The following is a 15,608-nucleotide window of genomic DNA, read 5'->3' on the forward strand; positions in this document are numbered from 1 at the left end:
TCCTTAAATGACGAAAATCGACGAGCCGGTGGTCTTGCGTGACTCAAGATCGCGATGGGCCTGCACTGCATCCTGCAAGGCGTAGTGCTGGTTGATCTCGATCTTGATCCGACCGCTGCCGACGTGGTCGAACAACTCACCGGCCAGGGCGGCTTTCTCCGCAGGGTCACTGATGTAGTTGGCCAGGGCCGGGCGAGTCAGGAACAGCGAACCTTTCATCGCCAGCAGCACCGGGTCGAACGCCGGTATCGGCCCGGACGCAGTACCCACGCAGACCATCAGGCCACGAGGCTTCAACGAATCCAGCGACCCCATGAAAGTAGTCTTGCCAACGCTGTCGAACACCACGTTGACCCCCACGCCATCGGTCAACTCGCGAACGCGGGCGGCGACGTCTTCGTGGCTGTAATTGATGGTGTGGGCGCAACCGTGAGCCCGGGCTATTTCAGCCTTTTGCTCGGTCGACACAGTGCCAATCACGTTCAGGCCGAGCAATTTGGCCCACTGCGAGACGATCAGCCCGACGCCCCCGGCGGCAGCGTGCAGGAGGATGCTGTCACCGGCCTTGAAGTCGTAGATGCGGCGCATCAGGTACGAGGACGTCAGCCCGCGCATGGTCATCGCGGCGGCGGTTTCGAAACTGATGGTTTCCGGCAGCTTGATCAGCGGCGCAGCCGGGATCAGGCGCTCGGTGCTGTAGGCGCCGAGGGTATTGAGGAAACCGGTGTAAGTGACGCGATCCCCCACCTGCACGTTGGTCACTCCCTCACCAATGGCCTGGACCACCCCGGAGGCTTCAACCCCCATGCCGTTGGGCATCGGGATCGGGTAGGTACCGTTGCGAAAGTAGGTGTCGGCGTAGTTGAGGCCAACCGCTACATGACGAAGGCGGACCTCGCCTGGACCGGGTTCGCCGACTTCGACGTCCTCATAACGTAGAACCTCGGGACCACCGGTTTCGTAAAAGCGTACGGCTTTGGCCATTATTTTTATTCTCCAATCTGCAAGTTGGCGTGCGGCATCGAATTGCGTTGATTGGACTGTAGGTCGCGGCCTGATACGACGCTTCTCATCGGGCGACAATGGCTTTTCATTTCATGACAGATCTGGTCACACAAATTCACATTAGCCTGTCCCGCCGCCACCTGCGTTATCATCGCCGGCCTCTGCGCCCCAAGAGCCATGACCCCGGATGCCCGTAACGCTGCCACCGCCCGCCGATCTTCACTCCCTGCCACCGGTTCTCGCCGGCCCGCTGTTGCGGCGCCTGGAGCCCACGCGGCTGGTGCTGTGGCTGGTGGGTTCGCGGGAGCTGGAGCTGACCCTGCGTCTACAGGGTGTCGCCGACATCCACCTCGCCTCCACTCGATGCACAGTCATTGCGGTGGGCAGTCATGCCTTCGTGCATTTGATCGACGTGCCAATCGACAACGCCCTGCCCTGCGACACCCTGATCGAATATGACTTGTTGATTGACGGGGCCGGGATTGCCGAGTGGGCGCCGCATCTGTTGTATGGAGAGGCACTGCAGCCGAATTTCGTGCTGCGCTCGCGGATCGATCAGTTACTGCATGGCTCCTGTCGCAAACCGCATCATCCTGCGGCCGATGGTTTGCTCTGCGTCGATCAGTTGCTGGCGACCGCGCACCCGCCGCAGCAGCGTCCCGCAGTGTTGATGATGACCGGCGACCAGGTGTATGCCGACGACGTTGCTGGCCCGACGCTGCGGGCGATTCATGCGTTGATCGAGCGGTTGGGGTTGTTCGAGGAACACCTCGAAGGCGCGGTGGTCAGCGACAGCGCCAAGCTCTACGAGCACCCGGCCAGTTATTACCATCGTGCGGATTTGTTACCGGCGCTTGAGAGCAACGAGACGCTGCGTGAGCGATTTTTCGGTGGGGCGCGTAAGCCGATTTTCACCAGCAGCAGCGCCGACAATCATCTGGTGACATTTGCCGAGGTGATGGCGATGTACCTGCTGGTGTGGTCGCCGACCCCGTGGACGCTGATTGCGCCGCAGCCGCCGGTGCTGACTGCGCAGCGGCGCGAGCGTTATGCGCTGGAGCAGACGCGCATTGATGGCTTCACTGCCGGCCTGGGTGGCGTGGCCCGGGCGCTGGCGCACTTGCCGAGCCTGATGATTTTCGATGACCACGATATTACCGATGACTGGAATCTTTCCGCGCAGTGGGAGGAAACGGCCTACGGGCATCCGTTCTCCAAGCGGATCATCGGCAATGCGTTGATTGCCTACATGCTGTGTCAGGGCTGGGGTAATAACCCGGATGTGTTCAAGGATCTGCTGAAGAAAACCGCGCAGTTCAGCGCGACCGGGCAGGACCGTTACCTGGACAGCCCGGTGCAGGATGACCTGATCGACGACCTGCTGAAATTTCAGCAGTGGCACTACGTGCTGCCCACCAGCCCGGCGCTGGTGGTGATCGATACCCGCACTCGCCGCTGGCGCAGTGAAATGACGTTGAAGCAGCCCTCAGGTTTGCTTGACTGGGAAGCGCTGAGCGAGCTGCAGCAGGAATTGCTGGATCACCCTTCGGCAATCATCGTATCGCCGGCGCCGATCTTTGGCGTGAAGTTGATCGAGACTGTGCAGAAAATATTCAGCTGGTGCGGTTTCCCGCTGCTGGTGGACGCGGAAAACTGGATGGCCCATCGCGGCGCGGCGCAGGTAATCCTGAATATTTTCCGCCACTCGCGGACGCCGGGCAATTACGTAGTGCTGTCGGGGGATGTGCATTATTCCTTCGTCTACGAGGTATTTATCCGACATCGCAAGGGCGGTCCGCGTATCTGGCAAATCGTCAGCAGCGGCATCAAGAACGAGTTTCCGCCGACGCTACTGGAGTGGTTCGACCGGCTGAACCGCTGGCTCTATTCCCCGCGTTCCCCGCTGAACTGGCTGACCAAGCGCCGGCTGATGCGCATTGTTCCGCATGTGCCGGAGCATGCTGAAGCGGGTGAGCGCCTGTGGAATTCGGCGGGCATTGGGCAGGTGTTTTTTAATCAGCAGGGACAGCCTGAGGCTGTTTATCAGCACAATTCAAACGGCCTGCCGAAGACGCGGATGGTTGCGCCGGACGAAGACTGACGGGAGACCGGGTTGTCCGTATCGCGAGCAGGCTCACTCCTACAAAGGGATATTTATGTTTGCACGGAGCAAGTTGGTACCTGAACTGATGGTCAGCGATATCGGGAACAGCCTGCATTTCTGGACGGTGTTGGTCGGTATTCCAATTGCCTACGAGCGTCCTGAAGTCGGGTTTGCCTACCTTGACCTGAACGGCGCGCAGCTGATGCTGGAGCAGTACGATCCCGGGGAGGGGCAATGGCTCAGTGGTGCGCTGCAGGCGCCCTTTGGTCGGGGGATCAATCTTCAGATTACGGTTGAATCAGTTGAACCGATTCTGCAGCGGCTGTCTGAAGTTCAATGGCCACTGTTTCGAGCGTGTGCCGACACCTGGTATCGCGCCGACAAGGTTGAAGTGGGCCAGCGGGAATTCCTGATACAGGACCCGGACGGTTACCTGGTGCGGTTGGTGGAAAGCCTGGGGGAACGCCGTTGTTAGAACACCTAGATTTCAATTATCTGCTGGCGACCTATGGCTATGGACGGTGTTCGGTGGCTGCCTGGTGGGGAAAGCCCTTCCCTTCAAAGTGAACGACGGACCCGTAGGAGCTGCCGCAGGCTGCGATCTTTTGATCTTCAGCGGCTTCAATATCGCCGAAAACATCAAAGTCAAAAGATCGCAGCCTGCGGCAGCTCCTACGGGGGTTGTGGGTGAATCGAGAAATCAGATCACCCGACATATCCCTCTGACAATCATCTCCACCTCCCGCTCATCAATCGTCAACGGTGGCAGCAGGCGGATGGTTTTGCCGCGGGTGACGTTGATCAGCAAGCCGTGGTCGCGGGCGGCAATCAGGGTCAGGTCGCGGATGGGTTGCTTGAGTTCGATGCCGATCATCAGGCCGTGACCACGAATGGCCAGCACGTTCGGATTGTCCGCCAACTCGGCACGCAATCTGGCGAGCAGGCGGTCGCCCTGGCGTGCGGCGTTGTGCAGCAAGGCCTGCTCTTCGATTATTTCCAACACCGTGCAAGCAACCCGACAGGCCAGCGGATTACCGCCGAAAGTGCTGCCGTGGCTGCCAGGGGTGAAAAGCTCGGCGGCTTTGCCCCGTGCCAGGCAGGCGCCGATGGGGATGCCGTTGCCCAGGCCCTTGGCCAGGGTCATGACGTCCGGGACGATGCCTTCGTGCTGGAACGCGAACCACTGGCCAGTGCGGCCGATTCCGGTCTGGATCTCATCCAGCATCATCAGCCACCCTTGCCGATTGCACAGTTCGCGCACGGCTTTCAGGTAGCCAGGTGGCGCCGGTTGCACGCCACTTTCGCCCTGGATTGGCTCCATCAGGATTGCCACGATGCGCGGGCCGTGGAGTTGCTGCACCCGATCGAGCGCCTTGAGGTCGCCGAACGGCACTTTGACGAAGTCTCCTGGCAGCTCGCTGAACCCAAGCCGTACGGCCGGGCCATCGCTGGCGGACAAGGTGCCAAGGGTCCGACCGTGGAAAGCGTTTTCCATGACCACCACCAGCGGCTTTTCGATACCTTTGCGCCAGCCGTGCAGTCGCGCCAGCTTCAACGCGGTTTCGTTGGCTTCAGCGCCGGAGTTGTTGAAGAACGCCCGCTCCATGCCGGCTAATTGGGTCAGCTTACCGGCCAGGCGTTGTTGCCAGTCGATGCTGTACAGGTTCGACGTATGCAGCAACAGTCCCGCCTGCTCGCTGATCGCCGCGACGATTTTCGGGTGGGAATGGCCAACGTTGGTCACTGCCACTCCCGCCACCGCGTCGAGGTATTCGCGCCCGGCCTGATCCCACAGGCGCGTACCCAGGCCCTTGCAGAAACTCAGGGCCAGTGGTTGGTAGGTGGTCATCAGGCAGGCGGCGGTCATGACGTAAAGCTCCATCAATTGTCGGTGTTTTTCCAGTATCGTTAGCCACCTGAGCTGGATAAACGCTGCATTCCTTCAATCATTTTAAAGCTGGGCTTGATAATGGATCTGTTCCAGGCAATGACCGTGTACGTGCGGGTGGTCGAGACCGGCAGCATGACCGCCGCCGCGTACCAGTGCGCAATGTCCACCACCATGGTGGGCAATCACCTGCGTGCCTTGGAGCAGCGCCTGGGCGTGCGCCTGCTCAATCGCACCACCCGGCGCCAGCGCCTGACGGAGTTCGGCACGGCCTACTATCAGCGCTGCCTGGAAGTGCTGGGCCTGGTGGCCGACTCCGAGCGGATGGCCGAACAAAGCCAGGACACACCCAGCGGTACATTGCGCATCACCGCACCGCTGACTTTCGGCACTGAAAAACTTGCACCGGCCCTCAGCGAGTTTGCCCTGCGCTACCCCCAGGTCAAACTCGACGTGATGCTCTCCAACGGCCGCCCGGACCTTTTGGAAAACGGCCTGGACGTGGCGTTTCGTCTGGGCGCCATCGAGCCAAGCAACATGATCGCCCGGCCGCTGATCGACTACACCTTGACCATGTGCGCTTCGCCGGACTACCTGGCACGCCGGGGCAATCCGCAAACACCCGAGGACCTGCGACAACATGACTGCCTGGCCTTCGCCTATCCGGCCGGGGACGACTGGCACTCGGTGGAGAAACACTGGCGCCTCAGCGGTCCTGACGGTGAAGTGATGGTAGCGGTCAGCGGCACGCTGCTGATCAACAGCTCCGCGGGCCTGCACCAGGCGGCTCGCACCGGCATGGGTATCGTGATGTTGCCGGACGCGCTGGTGGAGCAGGACCTGGCGAGCGGACAACTCGTGGCCCTGATCCCTGACTATCAACTGCCGAGCCGGCCCATGAGCCTGATTTATGCCCAGGATAGATACCGTCTGCCCAAGCTGCGCCACTTCGTTGATTTCGCGATGCAGCTGTGGGGCAAGCAGTAGTAGCCAGGTTAGGACGGGATGTGCCTTTGAAATAGGCAAGCGCCTGACCGATGTGTAGCCCCAAAATTACCAGCCGCCCTTAACCAGCACCGGTTTTTCCTGGTACCGATCCGGGTACAGTTGCTTCAACTGCGCCACCTTGGGCAGATCGTTGATGACGATATACGGGTAAGTGGGATGTTCGGTCAGGAAGTCCTGGTGTTCATCCTCTGCCGGGTAGAAGCCGTTGTAGCTTTCCAGCCTGGTCACGATCGGCTTGTTGAACGAATGCGCGGAGTCGAGCTGGGCGATGTAGGCCTGGGCGATTTTTTGCTGATCGCCATTGCGAGTGAAAATCGCCGACCGATACTGGGTGCCACTGTCGGGGCCCTGGCGATTGAGTTCGGTGGGGTTGTGGGCCACCGAGAAATAAATTTGCAATAGGGAGCCATAACTCACTTGGGTAGGGTCGAACCTGACTTCTACTGCTTCCGCATGCCCGGTATCGCCGTCGCTCACCCGCTCGTAGCGGGCTGTTTCAGCGGTACCACCGGCATATCCCGACACGGCGCCTTGCACGCCCTTGACGTGCTGGAACACACCCTGCACGCCCCAGAAACATCCGCCGGCGAAGACTGCGGTTTCACTGCGCGCCTGGGTGGTAGGGTCGAATGCCGGAGGTGGGATAACCACTGCGTCCTCGGCACCAAAGGAGAAGGCCGAGCATTGCCCGATCACGCTGGCGGCTGCCAGGCCCAACAGTGTGCGACGCCAGGTGAAGGAGACTTTCATGGGTCTTACTCCCGAAACAAGGATCAAGCTGGAGTGAACTTCATCGCCAGGCCGTTCATGCAGTAACGCAGGCCCGTGGGTTTGGGCCCGTCATCGAAGACATGCCCCAGGTGGCCGCCACATCTTCGGCAGTGCACCTCTTCGCGCACCATGCCGAATGAGCGGTCCTGGCGAATGCCCACCGCGTTGTCCAGCGGTGCCCAGAAGCTTGGCCAGCCGGTACGGCTGTCGAATTTCGTGGCAGAGGAAAACAGTGCCAGGTCACAGCCGGCACAGGTGAAAGTACCGTCGCGGTGTTCATCGTTCAGCGCACTGCTGTAGGCCCGCTCGGTGCCCTCTTCGCGAAGGATTTCGTATTGCTCATCGCTCAACAGGGCACGCCATTCACTGTCGCTGTGAGTCACTTCGAAGACCTCTGCGGCATTGGCATCGCCAATGAATGAGGGGCGACCGGCAAATTTTGGCAATACACCGATCGCCAGGGCTGCAACCCCCAGCCCGCTGCTCGCTACGAGAAACTGCCGTCGAGAAAACATGCTCGTCTCCAAAAATCCAAGGGGCCTTTCATGGAACACAGCCTAGGCTTGGTTTGATCGCCAAATCCTCACGGAGAGTTAAATAAATCGTGATAACTCGCCCGGGGAAAAACCCGCACACTACGCATACTGCGCTGAAGGATTGAGCTTGATGGAACAGACCAAACGCGTCCTCGTGGTCGAGGACGACCTGCATATCGCCGACCTTATCTGCCTGCATCTTCGTGATGAGCAGTTCGAGGTGGTGCACTGCGCAGAGGGTGACGAAGGCATGCGCATGCTGCAGCAGGGAAGCTGGGACGCACTGATACTCGACCTGATGCTGCCAGGGGTCGACGGCCTGGAGATCTGCCGCCGCGCCCGGGCCATGGCGCGCTATACGCCGATCATCATCACCAGCGCCCGCTCAAGTGAAATGCACCGGATCCTGGGCCTCGAGCTGGGCGCCGACGACTATCTGGCCAAGCCTTTCTCCATGCTCGAGCTGGTGGCCCGGGTCAAGGCGCTGCTGCGCCGGGTGGACGCAATGGCGCGCAACCTGAAGATGGACGCCGGCAGCCTGAGTCTCGACGGTCTGTCGATCGACCCGATCACCCGCGACGTCGCCCTCGATGGTCGGCGCCTGGACCTCACGCCCCGTGAGTTCGACCTGTTGTATTTTTTCGCCCGCCAGCCCGGCAAGGTGTTCTCGCGCATGGACCTGCTCAATGCCGTCTGGGGCTACAGCCACGAGGGCTACGAGCATACGGTCAACACCCACATCAATCGCCTGCGGGCCAAGGTCGAGGCCGACCCGACCCAACCGGCACGCATCCTCACGGTGTGGGGGCGTGGCTACAAGTTTGCGGCGCAAGAGGAGCAGCCATGAAGCTGACCCTGACCCAACGCCTGTCACTGGTGTTCGCCGTGCTTTTGCTGGTGTGCTGCGGTACTTCGGCGTGGATGCAGGTGCGCTCCAACCAGATGCATGAGCAGGAGGTGGTGCAGGGGTTGTCGAGGAATCTGGCACAACACATTGCCAATGATACGGTGCTGATGAACACTCAGGGCCTGATGCCGGACGCGGTACGCAACCTGTTCAACCAGCTGATGCTGGTGAACCCCAGCGTCGAGGTGTACCTGCTGGACCCTGCAGGCCGAATTGTTGGCAGCGCAGCGCCCGAAGGGCGGATTCGCCGACAGCAGGTGGACCTGGCACCCATCCAGCGCCTGCTCAATGGCGCTGCCCTGCCGATACTCGGCGACGACCCGCGCAGCACCGAAGCGCGCAAGGTGTTCAGCGCGGCGCCACTAAAAGTCGATGGCAGGCCGGCAGGCTATCTCTATGTGGTGCTGCTCGGCGAAGAACACGACCGTTTTGCCGAAAAAGGCGCAACCAGCGCTGCATTGAACACGGCCTTGTGGTCGATCGGGCTGGTGGCGTTGTTATGCCTGATCGCCGGTCTCACGGCCTTCTCGCTGATCACCCGGCCCTTGAGGCGCCTGACGGGCAATGTCAGCCAGTTCGACATCGATGGCATAGCGCCCACACCTGCGACTCAGGTAGAAAAGGCCGTCAGCCATGACGAGATCGCCACACTCGATGCCGCCTTCCGCCAGATGCAGGCGCGTCTGAGTGACCAATGGCGTTCACTGACTCGCCAGGACCAGGAGCGACGCGAGTTGGTGGCGAACATTTCCCACGACCTGCGCACGCCCTTGGCGTCGCTGCATGGTTATCTGGAAACCCTGTCCCTGAAGGACGCGACCTTGTCCGTTGCCGACCGTCGTCGTTACCTGGGCATCGCCCTCGATCAAAGCCGCAAGGTTGGTGGTCTGGCGCAGTCGCTGCTGGAACTGGTGCGGTTGGAGCATGGGTTTGTGCAGCCCGTGCTGGAACGTTTTTCCCTGACCGACCTGGTGCAGGACATTTTCCAGAAATTCGAACTGACTGCCGAAGCGCGCCAGGTGCAGCTCAAGGCTTGCTTTGCACCCACGGTGTCCGGGGTGTTCGCCGACCTGGGGCTGATCGAGCGGGTACTGACCAACCTGTTCGATAACGCCCTGCGCCATACGCCAGTGGGCGGAGTCATCAGCATCCACCTGGTGCCGCAAGACCGGTTCGTCGAGATCACCGTCAGTGACAGCGGCCCGGGTATTGCTGCGCAGTTGCGCGAGGGGTTGTTTTTGCGCCCGTTCAACATCGGCGGCGCGCGGCGTGATGGGGGCTTGGGGTTGCGTATTGTGCAACGGATCCTGCAACTGCATGGCCGGGAAATTCGTTTGGTGGATGTGCCGGGGCAAGGGGCAACTTTGGTGTTTTCGTTGCCGGTGGATGAGGCAGTTGCGACGCAATTGGCAGTGCGCTCGATGAACCTGAACACACCGGGGCAGGCCTGACACACCGAGGCGCCTGCATCGCGGGCAAGCCTTGCTCCCACAGAGGATGTCCCACAGAGGATCTTGCTGGCTAGTCGGCGATTACGCCAGTCAGCTCACAACAGCAGCCGGATCAATCCCGATACCCCGGAGCCACCCGATCCAGCAATCGAATCAATGCGGCCCAAGCCAATTGCAGCGCGTCCGGGTCATTCAGCTCGCCCTCCTCCAGCGGCCGCCCCGGATCATTGAACTGACGTTCGGTGTGTGCGCACACTTCGGCTGAAGGCAAAATCACTTCACCCGCCGCTTGCGCCGCCAGCTGGATTTCGCAGGCTTTTTCCAGGTAGTACATGCGCAGGAATGCCTGGCTCACGGTCTCGCCCACTGTCAGCAGACCATGGTTGCGCAGCATCAGCACCGACTTGTCCCCCAGGTCCTGCACCAAACGCTGTTGCTCACTCATGTCCAGCGCCACGCCTTCATAGTCGTGGTAGGCCACCCGACCATAGAACTCCATGGAAATCTGGTTAACCGGCAGCAGCCCGCACTTCAACGCGGCGACCGCGCAACCAGCTTTGGTGTGGGTGTGCAGCACGCACTGGGCATCTTCCCGGGCGCCGTGAATGGCACTGTGAATGACAAAACCCGCCGGATTCACCGGGTAGGCACTGGCCTCCACCGCACGACCTTGAAGGTCGATTTTCACCAGGTTGGACGCCGTGATCTCATCGAACATCAAGCCGTAGGGATTGATCAGGAAATGATGCTCGGGGCCCGGAATGCGCACCGAGATATGGGTGAAAATCAGATCGGTCATGCGAAAGTGCGCGATCAGCCGGTAACAGGCGGCCAACTCCTCGCGTAAACGTTGTTCCACAGGGTTCATGTCGACACTTCCTCCGTCACCTTGCACGCTCAAGTCCTTGCCCCAACGCATCCCAACCGTCGAAGCCCCGACGAGCAATAAACACCAATCGCGACTCACTGGCCAGTGCTTCATCCAGGCAGACCGGGGAAATAGTCGCTGCTGAGCACGCTGCACGGTTACTATCCTCCCTCACTTTTCGACACGGACGCGTCAAGATGCTGAACGCCCTGCAAAACACCCCGCCGTGGGTCTACGCGCTGTTCGTGCTGCTCTGCTACCTCGGGATCAAGGCCCTCTCCCCCACGCGTGAGAGCAGAACGTCACTGTTGATCACGCCGCCGATCCTCCTCGCCTGGTCCCTGTATTCGCTGAACCTGTCACTGCATCCCGCATTATCGCTGGGCTTCTGGTTGGTGGCAGTACTGGTGGGCAGCGCCGCGGCATTGCTGATTTTCTCCAGCAAGGATGTCAGGCTGGATGCCAAGGGAACCGGGCTGATGCTGCCGGGGACCAGCAAGACCCTGGTGCTGTATCTGCTGCTCTTTGCCGTCAACTATTACTTCGGCTACGAGGCCGAGGTGCACCCGCAACTGTCGAAAACACTCCCAGTGATGTTGCTCAAGGCCTGTGCGTCGGGGATTGCCAGCGGATTGTTTTGCGGGCGTTCAATCAAGTTTTATCAGGTGTTCCGTTCACTGAAAATCCCACCGGCGACGAATCCGTGACAACGCGGCCCCGGTCCAATAGATTAGGCGGCCTGAAAAGGCCTTGGGCTTTCTCGCCTCATCCAAAGTTAAAGAAGTAGTGAAATTTCAATGTCCGATTCCAATACCGCTGAATCCGTAGTCACCTTGTCGTCCAAAGCGGAATACGAAAACTCCATCAATCTTTCACAGCATGTGCCCCAGGCCAAGACCATCGCCGAGATGGTCCTGGACTCGTTCCAGTCCACCCGTGAAAGCGATCAGATCCGCGAGCTGCGCGCCGCGATCCGCCAGGCTCACGACAGCTTCGACGACGACAAGGCTTACGAACTGATGGGCGAGCTCAAGCAGCTCAAGGACGCCGAAGCCGCCGACATCGCGGCACTCGAAGACCTCAGCAGCAAGTTCCCGATCAGTCGCATCCTGTCCAGCTTCAAAGACGACCCGGCCTTCCAGGAAATCGTCTACGGCCTCGCGCTGAAAGTGCTGAACCAGACACATCAGGCCATCAGCAACCCGAGCAGCAGCAAGGGCAAGACCGCTCGGGCGAAGAAAGAAGTCGAAGTGTTCACCATCAGCAAGGACGGCGTAAGCGTCACCCTGCCGCTGCGCACTCCGCGTTCGCGCCTGAACGTCGATCGCGAAGCCCTGGAGTTCCTCGGCTTCACTTTCATCGGTGAAGGTGATGAGGCAGAGCTGGAAAGCGAAACGTTCCTGGACAACAGCGGCACCGAACAGGCGGTCAACCGCAAGAACATCATTAGCGCGCTGCAGCAGCAGACCGCGTTTGATGGTTACAGCATCGCCGCGCAGTAACACGCCCTTCGCAACATTGATGCAGCGACACAGCGCCTGCCTCCACTAAGCCCCGCCCTCGTGCGGGGCTTTTTATTGCCTGCGAATCAGGCAAGTCCGCGACTACTGTTCCAGTATCGAAACAGCGCCAACACTTCCCTTAACCCTCGAGCACCATGGGTCCGCCTGCGGGGAGCGTAACTCACTGTCCAGCCCGGGACCTCAGTGGTGCAACTGCTGAGGCCCGTATGAACGCACTACCCCTGTACCGTCAGTTAGCCAATCACTACCTTGACGCGATCCGCAGCGGCACCCTGAAAAACGGCGAACGCTTTCCTTCCATCCGCCTGATGATGGAGAAACACGCCGTCAGCCTGTCGACTGCGGTGCAGGTGTGCCGGGAGCTGGAGGGCCAGGGCGTGCTGGAGGCGCGACCGCGCTCGGGCAACTACATTCGCCAGCCGGAACCCTTACCCCTGCCAAAGCCGCCGGCACCGCTGAATGCCGATGCGTATATCGGCATTCATCAGCAGGTGTCGTCGGTGCTCAAGGCCAGCCAGCGAGCGACGATCAAGGTCAATTTCGCCAACCCGTACTGCGCGCCGCAGCTCTACCCGCTGAAAATCCTCCAGGATCACATGGTCAAGGCATTACGTCAGGAGCCGCAACTGCTGGGCTCAACCGCCCCTACCAGCGGCAACCTCGCGCTGCGCAACATCCTCGCCCGCCGCGCGCTCACCAGCAAAACCCACCTGAGCGCCGAGCAGATCGTGATCACCAATGGTGCAACCGAGGCGCTCAACCTGGCCCTGCGCGCAGTCACCCAGCCGGGCGATACGGTTGCCGTCGAATCCCCGACTTTCCACGGCCTGCTGCAGATCCTCGAAAGCCTGAACTTGCGAGTGCGAGAAGTGCCGGCGACTGCGCACTGCGGGATCAATCTGTCTGCCCTGGAGCAATTGCTGCGCGGCCCCGAGTCGATCCAGGCCTTGATCGTAATGCCCAACCTGCAAAATCCACTGGGCAGCATCATGCCCGACTCGCACAAGGCGCGACTGGTGCAGCTGTGTGCCGAGCACGCTACGGTGCTAATCGAGGACGACACCTACGGCGACCTGGTGGATACCGAGCAACCCTTGTCCACGCTGAAGTACTGGGACCGCAGCGATAACCTGATCTATTGCGCCTCGCTGAACAAAACCCTGGCGCCGGGCATGCGCCTGGGCTGGATCAGTGCCGGCAGGTGGCACGACCGGGTGGAGATGCTCAAGCACAGTCAGTCGCGCGGCTGCGAAGCGCTGTCGCAGTTGGCGGTGAGTGCGTTCATGAAGACTCCGTCCTATGAACGCTACCTACGAAGGTTGAGGATAATTCTGACCCAGCAACGCCGGCAGATGCGCTTGGCAATCCTGCGCCACTTTCCCCAGGGCACCCGCGTGACCGAGCCTCGGGGTGGCACTCTGTTATGGGTGGAACTGCCCCCGGGGTATTCGGCGATGCGTTTGTTTCATGACGGGCTGAACGTGGGCATCCAGATTTTGCCTGGGGATATCTTTTCCAATGGGGCGGGGTTTGGGCACTGCCTCAGAATCGCGTGTGGCGCGCTGGTTACGCCGCGGATCGAGGAGGCGTTGGCGACTTTGGGCCAACTCCTGAAAAACCAGGCGTAGGCCGGCGATATATACGTGCCCTGTAGGAGCTGCCGAAGGCTGCGATCTTTTGATGTTTAAGATCAAAAGATCGCAGCCTTCGGCAGCTCCTACAGGGGGAGTTGTTTCAGGCCGGGTTTGGGTGCAGGCCCAGAGGCGTATTTCAGGTCGGAGTTTCGTGCAGGCAGATGATGTGCGGATCATCATTCCAATGCGCAAAACGCTCGGCTATCAGGGGATCGTGGCCGGGGATGACGTGATCCTCGCCGTCTGCCAGGCGCTCGATTTGGCTGAACGCTTCCAGCGACTGCGCCAGGTCATCGATGATCGGAAACGGACTGCGCTGACGAATGTTTACCCACAAATGCGCAGCGTCCGAAGCCAGCACGATCCACCCACGCCGGGTATGCACCCGCACTACCTGGCTGCCCGGCGTGTGTCCACCCACCGGATGCAGGGTCACGCCGGGAGCAACCTCAACCGTGCCTGTGTGCAGGCGCATCCGCCCCTCGAACAGCGGCGGCAGCGCCGACATCACGTCATCCACCTCGTAGGTTTTATTCACCGTGCGATGGGCCATTTTCGGCCCGGTGCAAAAGCGCAGTTCCGCCTCCTGCAGATGTACCGTGGCCTTGGGAAACAACCCCAGGTTACCGGCATGGTCCCAGTGCAGATGGGTCAGGATCAGGTTCTCCACCTGTGCCGGATCAATCCCCAGCTGGCGTAGGGATTCTTCCGGCAGGCGATACATCTGACGGTTGCGCCGATCCGCCGTGGCCGGCTGAAAACAGGTGTCCACCACTATCACCTGCTGCTCATTGCGAATCACCCAGAAGTAATAATCCAGGGGCATCGGCGCGTTCGGATCACCACAGCAGGCGTCGTAGAGGAAATTTTCCCGGGCCGTGCGCTGGGCATTGGCGCCGACTCGGATGGCGAACACTTGGTACTCGGGCACGGTCATGGGCAGCTCCTGATTCAGGCCACGGAGGCAGGCTTGAGCGTCGGTCGGAAGTCGAAATCGATTTGTTCGGTGATGCCCAGGTCCTCGGCCAGACGCTGGAGCCCGCTGTAGTCGCGCATGATCGTCGCGTTGCGGTTGCTCTCGCGGGTGTCGGCGATAATCAATGCCGCGTCCTCGACTCCCAATTGAGTCAGGATCGCTTCCCACATCGAGTAGTCCTGGGCGACAAATGCGCTCAGCGCCACCGACAAAGTGCGTGCGAAAAATTCCCGCTGGAGCGGCTGCATATTCGCGTACATGACCTTGGCCACCTCGGCCAGGACCTTGCTGTGGGCGTACTCGTCACGGTTGTGCAGCTCGGCCACACGCCGGTTTTGCGGCTGGATGCTCTGGTCGTCCGCCAGCAGGTCGAGATACGCGTTGACGCTGATTTCGGCCACCACCGCAAAAGTGATCGAGGCCAGATCCCGCTGCCACTGCTCCGGCAAATCTGCGCGCAGAGCCTGCAGCCGCAGGTAGGTGACTGACGGCGGTAAATCCAGTTCCTGGTCGAGGGCGCGATCGACCCTGGTGCGCTCGATAGCGCGCAGGTGCATCAACGTGTGGTAGTGCTCGTCGATCAACGTCTGCTGCATCGCCTCGCGAAAATGCCAGTCGTGCTTACCCAGGTATTGGCTGGCGATGACGCTTAGGGCAGGGTTTACCACATGCTCCTCTGCAGTGACGGTGCGCAGGTTGTAGCCAATCCAGCCCCAGGTCACCACGTTGCTCTTGAGTTCGTCACTCAGGGCCTGGAATTTCGGGTGATGGAAAAACGGCACCATGCACTCCGGGTAGTCCGGGCGCGCAGGGTCGAACGCTTCGCTGACCTGCAGTTTTTCCGGGGCACACACCGTGGCCCGTTTGGTCCACGCCTGGTTGAGCCGCACGATCAATTGATGATCGACCTTGGCGATCTCGATGGCTGTTTGCATAA

The 15,608-nt window shown here is 60.6% G+C and carries 15 protein-coding genes; 8 read left to right on the top strand and 7 right to left on the bottom strand.

The window, feature by feature from the left end:
* Positions 1-3 precede the first annotated feature (3 nt).
* Complete coding sequence (locus ORL50_RS04475) at positions 4-984, bottom strand: quinone oxidoreductase family protein (protein ID WP_266010419.1); 981 nt, start codon at positions 982-984, stop codon at positions 4-6.
* 208 nt (positions 985-1,192) lie between these two features.
* On the opposite strand from ORL50_RS04475, the gene ORL50_RS04480 reads away from it, so the two are divergent.
* Both ORL50_RS04480 and ORL50_RS04485 read left to right on the top strand, forming a co-directional pair.
* A complete protein-coding gene (locus ORL50_RS04480; RefSeq protein ID WP_266010420.1) occupies positions 1,193-3,106 on the top strand; it encodes an alkaline phosphatase D family protein in 1,914 nt (637 codons plus the stop codon).
* Positions 3,107-3,161: 55 nt separating this feature from the next.
* The gene (locus ORL50_RS04485) at positions 3,162-3,584 is read left to right on the top strand and encodes a bleomycin resistance protein (protein WP_266010421.1); all 423 of its coding nucleotides are present in this window, start codon (positions 3,162-3,164) and stop codon (positions 3,582-3,584) included.
* 225 nt (positions 3,585-3,809) lie between these two features.
* Here ORL50_RS04485 and ORL50_RS04490 read toward each other — a convergent pair whose 3' ends face one another.
* Positions 3,810-4,976 carry an aspartate aminotransferase family protein gene (locus tag ORL50_RS04490; RefSeq protein ID WP_266010422.1) on the bottom strand — a complete coding sequence of 389 codons (1,167 nt, stop codon included), beginning with the start codon at positions 4,974-4,976 and terminating at the stop codon, positions 3,810-3,812.
* A 102-nt stretch (positions 4,977-5,078) separates the two neighbouring features.
* Between ORL50_RS04490 and ORL50_RS04495 the strand changes: the two genes are divergently transcribed.
* Positions 5,079-5,984: a LysR family transcriptional regulator gene (locus tag ORL50_RS04495; protein ID WP_266010423.1), complete on the top strand. Its 906-nt coding sequence runs from the start codon at positions 5,079-5,081 to the stop codon at positions 5,982-5,984.
* A 66-nt stretch (positions 5,985-6,050) separates the two neighbouring features.
* On the opposite strand, the gene msrA is transcribed toward ORL50_RS04495, so the two are convergent.
* Both msrA and msrB read right to left on the bottom strand, forming a co-directional pair.
* The gene (msrA, locus tag ORL50_RS04500) at positions 6,051-6,755 is read right to left on the bottom strand and encodes a peptide-methionine (S)-S-oxide reductase MsrA (RefSeq protein WP_266010424.1); all 705 of its coding nucleotides are present in this window, start codon (positions 6,753-6,755) and stop codon (positions 6,051-6,053) included.
* A 23-nt stretch (positions 6,756-6,778) separates the two neighbouring features.
* Positions 6,779-7,291 carry a peptide-methionine (R)-S-oxide reductase MsrB gene (gene msrB, locus ORL50_RS04505; protein ID WP_266010425.1) on the bottom strand — a complete coding sequence of 171 codons (513 nt, stop codon included), beginning with the start codon at positions 7,289-7,291 and terminating at the stop codon, positions 6,779-6,781.
* Positions 7,292-7,442: 151 nt separating this feature from the next.
* Between msrB and ORL50_RS04510 the strand changes: the two genes are divergently transcribed.
* Together ORL50_RS04510 and ORL50_RS04515 are read left to right on the top strand one after the other, a co-directional pair.
* A complete protein-coding gene (locus ORL50_RS04510) occupies positions 7,443-8,159 on the top strand; it encodes a response regulator transcription factor (RefSeq protein WP_266010426.1) in 717 nt (238 codons plus the stop codon).
* Positions 8,156-9,670: a sensor histidine kinase gene (locus ORL50_RS04515; protein WP_266010427.1), complete on the top strand. Its 1,515-nt coding sequence runs from the start codon at positions 8,156-8,158 to the stop codon at positions 9,668-9,670. The genes ORL50_RS04510 and ORL50_RS04515 overlap by 4 nt, the downstream gene beginning before the upstream one ends.
* Before the next feature lie 112 nt (positions 9,671-9,782).
* On the opposite strand, the gene ORL50_RS04520 is transcribed toward ORL50_RS04515, so the two are convergent.
* Positions 9,783-10,538, bottom strand: coding sequence for a class II aldolase/adducin family protein (locus ORL50_RS04520; protein WP_266010428.1), 756 nt, complete (start codon positions 10,536-10,538; stop codon positions 9,783-9,785).
* Positions 10,539-10,735: 197 nt separating this feature from the next.
* On the opposite strand from ORL50_RS04520, the gene ORL50_RS04525 reads away from it, so the two are divergent.
* The 3 genes from ORL50_RS04525 to ORL50_RS04535 all read left to right on the top strand — a co-directional run bounded on the left by ORL50_RS04525 (position 10,736) and on the right by ORL50_RS04535 (position 13,689).
* The gene (locus ORL50_RS04525; RefSeq protein WP_266010429.1) at positions 10,736-11,245 is read left to right on the top strand and encodes a DUF6622 family protein; all 510 of its coding nucleotides are present in this window, start codon (positions 10,736-10,738) and stop codon (positions 11,243-11,245) included.
* Positions 11,246-11,335: 90 nt separating this feature from the next.
* Positions 11,336-12,040 (top strand): hypothetical protein, encoded by a 705-nt coding sequence (locus ORL50_RS04530; RefSeq protein ID WP_266010431.1) that lies wholly within the window; start codon positions 11,336-11,338, stop codon positions 12,038-12,040.
* Positions 12,041-12,267: 227 nt separating this feature from the next.
* Positions 12,268-13,689, top strand: coding sequence for an aminotransferase-like domain-containing protein (locus tag ORL50_RS04535; RefSeq protein ID WP_266010433.1), 1,422 nt, complete (start codon positions 12,268-12,270; stop codon positions 13,687-13,689).
* A gap of 142 nt (positions 13,690-13,831) precedes the next feature.
* Here ORL50_RS04535 and ORL50_RS04540 read toward each other — a convergent pair whose 3' ends face one another.
* Both ORL50_RS04540 and ORL50_RS04545 read right to left on the bottom strand, forming a co-directional pair.
* The gene (locus tag ORL50_RS04540; protein ID WP_266010435.1) at positions 13,832-14,632 is read right to left on the bottom strand and encodes an N-acyl homoserine lactonase family protein; all 801 of its coding nucleotides are present in this window, start codon (positions 14,630-14,632) and stop codon (positions 13,832-13,834) included.
* Positions 14,633-14,646: 14 nt separating this feature from the next.
* Positions 14,647-15,606 (bottom strand): diiron oxygenase, encoded by a 960-nt coding sequence (locus ORL50_RS04545; RefSeq protein WP_266010437.1) that lies wholly within the window; start codon positions 15,604-15,606, stop codon positions 14,647-14,649.
* Positions 15,607-15,608: the final 2 nt, after the last annotated feature.

It is taken from the genome of Pseudomonas sp. RIT-562 (assembly GCF_026241895.1).
Taxonomy (GTDB): Bacteria; Pseudomonadota; Gammaproteobacteria; order Pseudomonadales; family Pseudomonadaceae; genus Aquipseudomonas; species Aquipseudomonas mandelii_F.

Bases quoted from the DNA above. Each gene is read 5' to 3' on its own strand.
- ORL50_RS04475 (WP_266010419.1), bottom strand. From the start codon at position 984: ATGGCCAAAGCCGTACGCTTTTACGAAACCGGTGGTCCCGAGGTTCTA.
- ORL50_RS04480 (WP_266010420.1), top strand. From the start codon at position 1,193: ATGCCCGTAACGCTGCCACCGCCCGCCGATCTTCACTCCCTGCCACCG.
- ORL50_RS04485 (WP_266010421.1), top strand. From the start codon at position 3,162: ATGTTTGCACGGAGCAAGTTGGTACCTGAACTGATGGTCAGCGATATC.
- ORL50_RS04490 (WP_266010422.1), bottom strand. From the start codon at position 4,976: ATGACCGCCGCCTGCCTGATGACCACCTACCAACCACTGGCCCTGAGT.
- ORL50_RS04495 (WP_266010423.1), top strand. From the start codon at position 5,079: ATGGATCTGTTCCAGGCAATGACCGTGTACGTGCGGGTGGTCGAGACC.
- msrA (WP_266010424.1), bottom strand. From the start codon at position 6,755: ATGAAAGTCTCCTTCACCTGGCGTCGCACACTGTTGGGCCTGGCAGCC.
- msrB (WP_266010425.1), bottom strand. From the start codon at position 7,291: ATGTTTTCTCGACGGCAGTTTCTCGTAGCGAGCAGCGGGCTGGGGGTT.
- ORL50_RS04510 (WP_266010426.1), top strand. From the start codon at position 7,443: ATGGAACAGACCAAACGCGTCCTCGTGGTCGAGGACGACCTGCATATC.
- ORL50_RS04515 (WP_266010427.1), top strand. From the start codon at position 8,156: ATGAAGCTGACCCTGACCCAACGCCTGTCACTGGTGTTCGCCGTGCTT.
- ORL50_RS04520 (WP_266010428.1), bottom strand. From the start codon at position 10,538: ATGAACCCTGTGGAACAACGTTTACGCGAGGAGTTGGCCGCCTGTTAC.
- ORL50_RS04525 (WP_266010429.1), top strand. From the start codon at position 10,736: ATGCTGAACGCCCTGCAAAACACCCCGCCGTGGGTCTACGCGCTGTTC.
- ORL50_RS04530 (WP_266010431.1), top strand. From the start codon at position 11,336: ATGTCCGATTCCAATACCGCTGAATCCGTAGTCACCTTGTCGTCCAAA.
- ORL50_RS04535 (WP_266010433.1), top strand. From the start codon at position 12,268: ATGAACGCACTACCCCTGTACCGTCAGTTAGCCAATCACTACCTTGAC.
- ORL50_RS04540 (WP_266010435.1), bottom strand. From the start codon at position 14,632: ATGACCGTGCCCGAGTACCAAGTGTTCGCCATCCGAGTCGGCGCCAAT.
- ORL50_RS04545 (WP_266010437.1), bottom strand. From the start codon at position 15,606: ATGCAAACAGCCATCGAGATCGCCAAGGTCGATCATCAATTGATCGTG.